Annotated in this window: 4 protein-coding genes; 3 read left to right on the top strand and 1 reads right to left on the bottom strand. The window is 72.1% G+C overall.

Annotated features, from left to right (window positions below):
• Nucleotides 1–59: 59 nt before the first annotated feature.
• On the bottom strand, nucleotides 60–827 hold the full coding sequence (locus tag ACFXAM_RS38130) for an RDD family protein (RefSeq protein ID WP_380298465.1): 768 nt from the start codon (nucleotides 825–827) through the stop codon (nucleotides 60–62).
• A 525-nt stretch (nucleotides 828–1,352) separates the two neighbouring features.
• On the opposite strand from ACFXAM_RS38130, the gene ACFXAM_RS38125 reads away from it, so the two are divergent.
• The 3 genes from ACFXAM_RS38125 to ACFXAM_RS38115 all read left to right on the top strand — a co-directional run bounded on the left by ACFXAM_RS38125 (nucleotide 1,353) and on the right by ACFXAM_RS38115 (nucleotide 3,908).
• Nucleotides 1,353–2,207, top strand: coding sequence for a bifunctional methylenetetrahydrofolate dehydrogenase/methenyltetrahydrofolate cyclohydrolase (locus tag ACFXAM_RS38125; protein ID WP_380298464.1), 855 nt, complete (start codon nucleotides 1,353–1,355; stop codon nucleotides 2,205–2,207).
• A gap of 58 nt (nucleotides 2,208–2,265) precedes the next feature.
• Nucleotides 2,266–2,685 (top strand): DUF3017 domain-containing protein, encoded by a 420-nt coding sequence (locus ACFXAM_RS38120; protein WP_380298462.1) that lies wholly within the window; start codon nucleotides 2,266–2,268, stop codon nucleotides 2,683–2,685.
• Between the two features lie 230 nt (nucleotides 2,686–2,915).
• Complete coding sequence (locus ACFXAM_RS38115) at nucleotides 2,916–3,908, top strand: malate dehydrogenase (protein ID WP_380298460.1); 993 nt, start codon at nucleotides 2,916–2,918, stop codon at nucleotides 3,906–3,908.
• The last annotated feature ends 125 nt before the right edge of the window (nucleotides 3,909–4,033 follow it).

Here is a 4,033-nt window from a genome sequence, read left to right as displayed (position 1 = left end):
GCCCGGCTACATCCACAGAGGGTCCCTGGCACATAAAAACAACCGTACCTCCCGCGTAACTACATAATCAACATATAGCAGGAGGCACGGTCGTGCCAGCCCTGCAGCTTCCCGGAGTTGTCGAAGAACGGCGACAGGTAGACCAGCAGCGCGCCGATGTAGCAGAGGAAGACGCCGACGATCGGGATGATGAAGCGGATGAAGCCGCCGCCCAGGCCCGGGGTCTGGCCGTTGCTCTCCTTGACCACGCGCAGGCCCATGGCCATCTTGCCCAGGGTGGCGCCGGCGAAGGAGACCATCAGCCACTCGTAGAGCAGGTTGAACAGCGACAGCACGCCCATCATGATCATCATGGTGGCGAACACGCCGGCCGCGGCGTCGTTCTGCTGCTGGATGCAGTCGCTGTAGCTGAGGCTCCCGTAGGAGTACTGGGAACAGTCGTCGGTGTCCTTGACGATGCCGAGCGTGCCGGCCAGGCCCAGCGCCATGACCAGGGCGATGACCGCGCCGACCGCCAGACCGTCGATCAGCCGCGCCAGGAAGCGCTGGCCCATCGAGGCGATCTTCACGGTGCCGAGGTGGGCGATGTTGATGTAGCCGTTGTTCGCCTGGATGGTGCCCGGCATCGGCTGGTACCCGTACGCCTGCTGCGGCGGCACGCCGTAGGCCGGCGGCTGCTGCTGCGGGTAGCCGTAGCCGGGGGCGGCCGGCGGCTGCTGGGGGTAGCCGTACCCGGCGGCCGGCGGGGCCTGCTGCGGGTAGCCGTAGGCCTGCTGCGGCGGCTGCTGGGGCTGCTGCGGGTTGTTCGGGTCGGGCGGGTAGCTCATCGATGCCTCCGGGCAGATGGGGACGGGTGGGGACGGGACAGCGGACCCGGAACGGACCGGCGGGTCGGGTGGCCGGTCGGACGGGACGTTAGCGGGGCGCACTGACACCGGGGGCGTGAGCAGCCGGGTGCGCGCCCCCGCTCAGGACCGTGGGAAGCGGGCGGACGGGAGCCGGGACGCTCTGCCGGTGAGGGGCGTGCCGCGGCGGCGGTCGGTCGTCGGCGCGGTGCGGTCTGGTCGGCTCACTTCGTTCTTCCCCCGGGTACGCCCCCGCCGGGTCTGTCCGTCGGCCCGTCACCGGGCCGGATGCGGCGGGGAATGCCCGCATATCGTCGACCGCCCGGCCCGGCCCTGTCCAGCCGCCTCCGCGCGTCGGGCCGGACTGTGGCGCAACCGCAATACGACCCGGACGTTCCGTACCCGTTCGTCCACCCCCCGTTCCGCCCGGCCCCGCTCCCGGGCCGGCCTCCTCCGGCCCGGGGACCGGTGGCGCACGAGCCGGTCCGGATCCGGGAGAATGGGGTCATGACTGCCCAGATTCTCGATGGCAAGGCCACCGCGGCCGCGATCAAGTCCGAACTCGCCGCCCGCGTGGCGGCCCTCCAGGCGAAGGGCGTCGTGCCCGGCCTCGGCACCGTCCTGGTCGGCGACGACCCGGGCAGCCGCTGGTACGTCAACGGCAAGCACCGGGACTGCGCCGAGATCGGCATCGCCTCGATCCAGCGCGAGCTGCCCGCCACCGCCACCCAGGAGGACGTCGAGAACGTCGTCCGGGAGCTCAACGCCGACCCCGCCTGCACCGGCTACATCGTCCAGCTGCCGCTGCCCAAGGGCCTCGACCAGAACCCGGTCCTGGAGCTGATGGACCCGGACAAGGACGCGGACGGCCTGCACCCGACCTCGCTCGGCCGCCTCGCGCTGGGCATCGAGGGCCCGCTGCCCTGCACCCCGCTCGGCATCGTCGAGCTGCTGCGCCGCCACGACGTGCCGATCGACGGCGCCGAGGTGGTCGTGGTCGGCCGCGGCGTCACCGTCGGCCGCTCGATCGGCCTGCTGCTCACCCGCCGCAGCGAGAACGCCACCGTCACCCTCTGCCACACCGGCACCCGCGACCTCGCCCACCACCTGCGCCAGGCCGACATCATCGTGGCCGCCGCCGGCGTGCCGCACCTGGTCAAGCCGGAGGACGTCAAGCCCGGCGCGGCCGTGCTGGACGTCGGCGTCAGCCGCAGCGAGGGCAAGATCGTCGGCGACGTCCACCCGGGCGTGGCCGAGGTGGCCGGCTGGATCTCCCCGAACCCCGGCGGCGTCGGCCCGATGACCCGCGCCATGCTGCTGAACAACATCGTGGTGGCGGCCGAGCGCCAGGCCGGCGTCTGATCCCGCCCGCCCGACGAACGACGATCCCGCGAACGACGATCCCGAAGGACGGGAAGCCATGACCGAACCGCGGCGGACCCGGCGCAGGCCGGTGAGGACCACCGGCACCCTGCCCCCCGAGGGCTCGTCGGCCGCGCTCGGGCGCGACCACGCGCTGCCGGTGCGGCAGTGGCCGATAACGGTGGTCCTGCTGGTGGTCGGCGCCGGTCTCGCGATCACCTGGTTCGCCGACTTCCAGGACGGCTTCAAGTACGGGCTGCTGGTCGTCGGCGGCGGGGTGCTGCTCGGCGCGCTGCTGCGGCTGGTGCTGCCGGAGGTCGGCATGCTGGCGGTCCGCAGCCGGTTCACCGACGTGATCGTGCTGACCTTCCTCGGCGTGTCGATCGTGCTGCTGACCCTGATGGCCCAGCCCAACCCGTGGCTGGAGTTCCCGCTGCTGGACAACATCGGCCAGCTGATCGGCCGTCCGCGCCGTTAGCGCACCGCCGCCGCCGGCGCGCCGCCGCCCGGCCGGTCGTGCACGGCCCCCGCCCGGAGCCCGGGCGGGGGCCGTCATCGTCTGTGACCAACCAGTCACGACCTCGCCCGAGGCGTACGCTTCCCTTTGCGATACCCTGACGCCGGTTCTCTCGATGTCGAGAGACCGTCCGCGGCTCCGGCGCGCCGAACGTGCCTGGGGCACCTGGCGATTTGCTGGAGAAGGTAGAAATGACCCGCACCCCCGTCAACGTCACCATCACCGGAGCCGCCGGCCAGATCGGCTACGCGCTGCTCTTCCGCATCGCCTCGGGCCACCTGCTCGGCGCCGACGTCCCGGTGAACCTGCGCCTCCTGGAGATCCCGCAGGGCCTCAAGGCCGCCGAGGGCACCGCCATGGAGCTCGTCGACTGCGCCTTCCCGCTGCTGCGCGACATCACCATCACCGACCAGCCGAACGTGGCCTTCGACGGCGCCAACGTCGCCCTGCTGGTCGGCGCCCGTCCGCGCACCGCCGGCATGGAGCGCGGCGACCTGCTGTCGGCCAACGGCGGCATCTTCGGCCCGCAGGGCAAGGCCATCAACGCCCACGCCGCGGACGACATCAAGGTCCTGGTCGTCGGCAACCCGGCCAACACCAACGCCCTGATCGCCCAGCGCAACGCCCCGGACGTCCCGGCCGAGCGCTTCACCGCGATGACCCGCCTGGACCACAACCGCGCCGTCGGCCAGCTCTCCGCCAAGACCGGCGCCCTGGTCTCCGACATCAAGCGCGTCACCATCTGGGGCAACCACTCCGCCACCCAGTACCCGGACATCTTCCAGGCCGAGGTCGCCGGCAAGCCGGCCTTCGAGGCCGTCGGCAGCGACCAGGCCTGGCTGGAGAACGACTTCATCCCGACCGTCGCCAAGCGCGGCGCCGCCATCATCGAGGCCCGCGGCGCCTCCTCGGCCGCCTCGGCCGCCAACGCCGCCATCGACCACGTGCACACCTGGGTCAACGGCACCGCCGAGGGCGACTGGACCTCCATGGGCGTCGTCTCCGACGGCTCCTACGGCGTCCCGGCCGGCCTGATCTCCTCCTTCCCGGTCACCACCAAGGACGGCAGGTTCGAGATCGTCCAGGGCCTGGAGATCTCCGACTTCTCCCGCGCCCGCATCGACGCCTCGGTCAAGGAGCTGACCGAGGAGCGCGACGCGGTCCAGGAGCTCGGCCTCATCTGAGCCACCGCGCCCCCGGCGCCCCGCGACGGCCCGTCGTCCCCTCCCCGGGGGCGGGGGGCCCGCGCCCCACACACCCCGCGTGACCGCAACCCTAGGAGTAGCCCCGCGCGTGCGAGTCGTAATAC

The organism is Kitasatospora sp. NPDC059462, from assembly GCF_042749955.1.
In the GTDB taxonomy this organism is placed as follows: domain Bacteria; phylum Actinomycetota; class Actinomycetes; order Streptomycetales; family Streptomycetaceae; genus Kitasatospora.
This window is presented reverse-complemented; position numbering and strand designations above follow the sequence as displayed.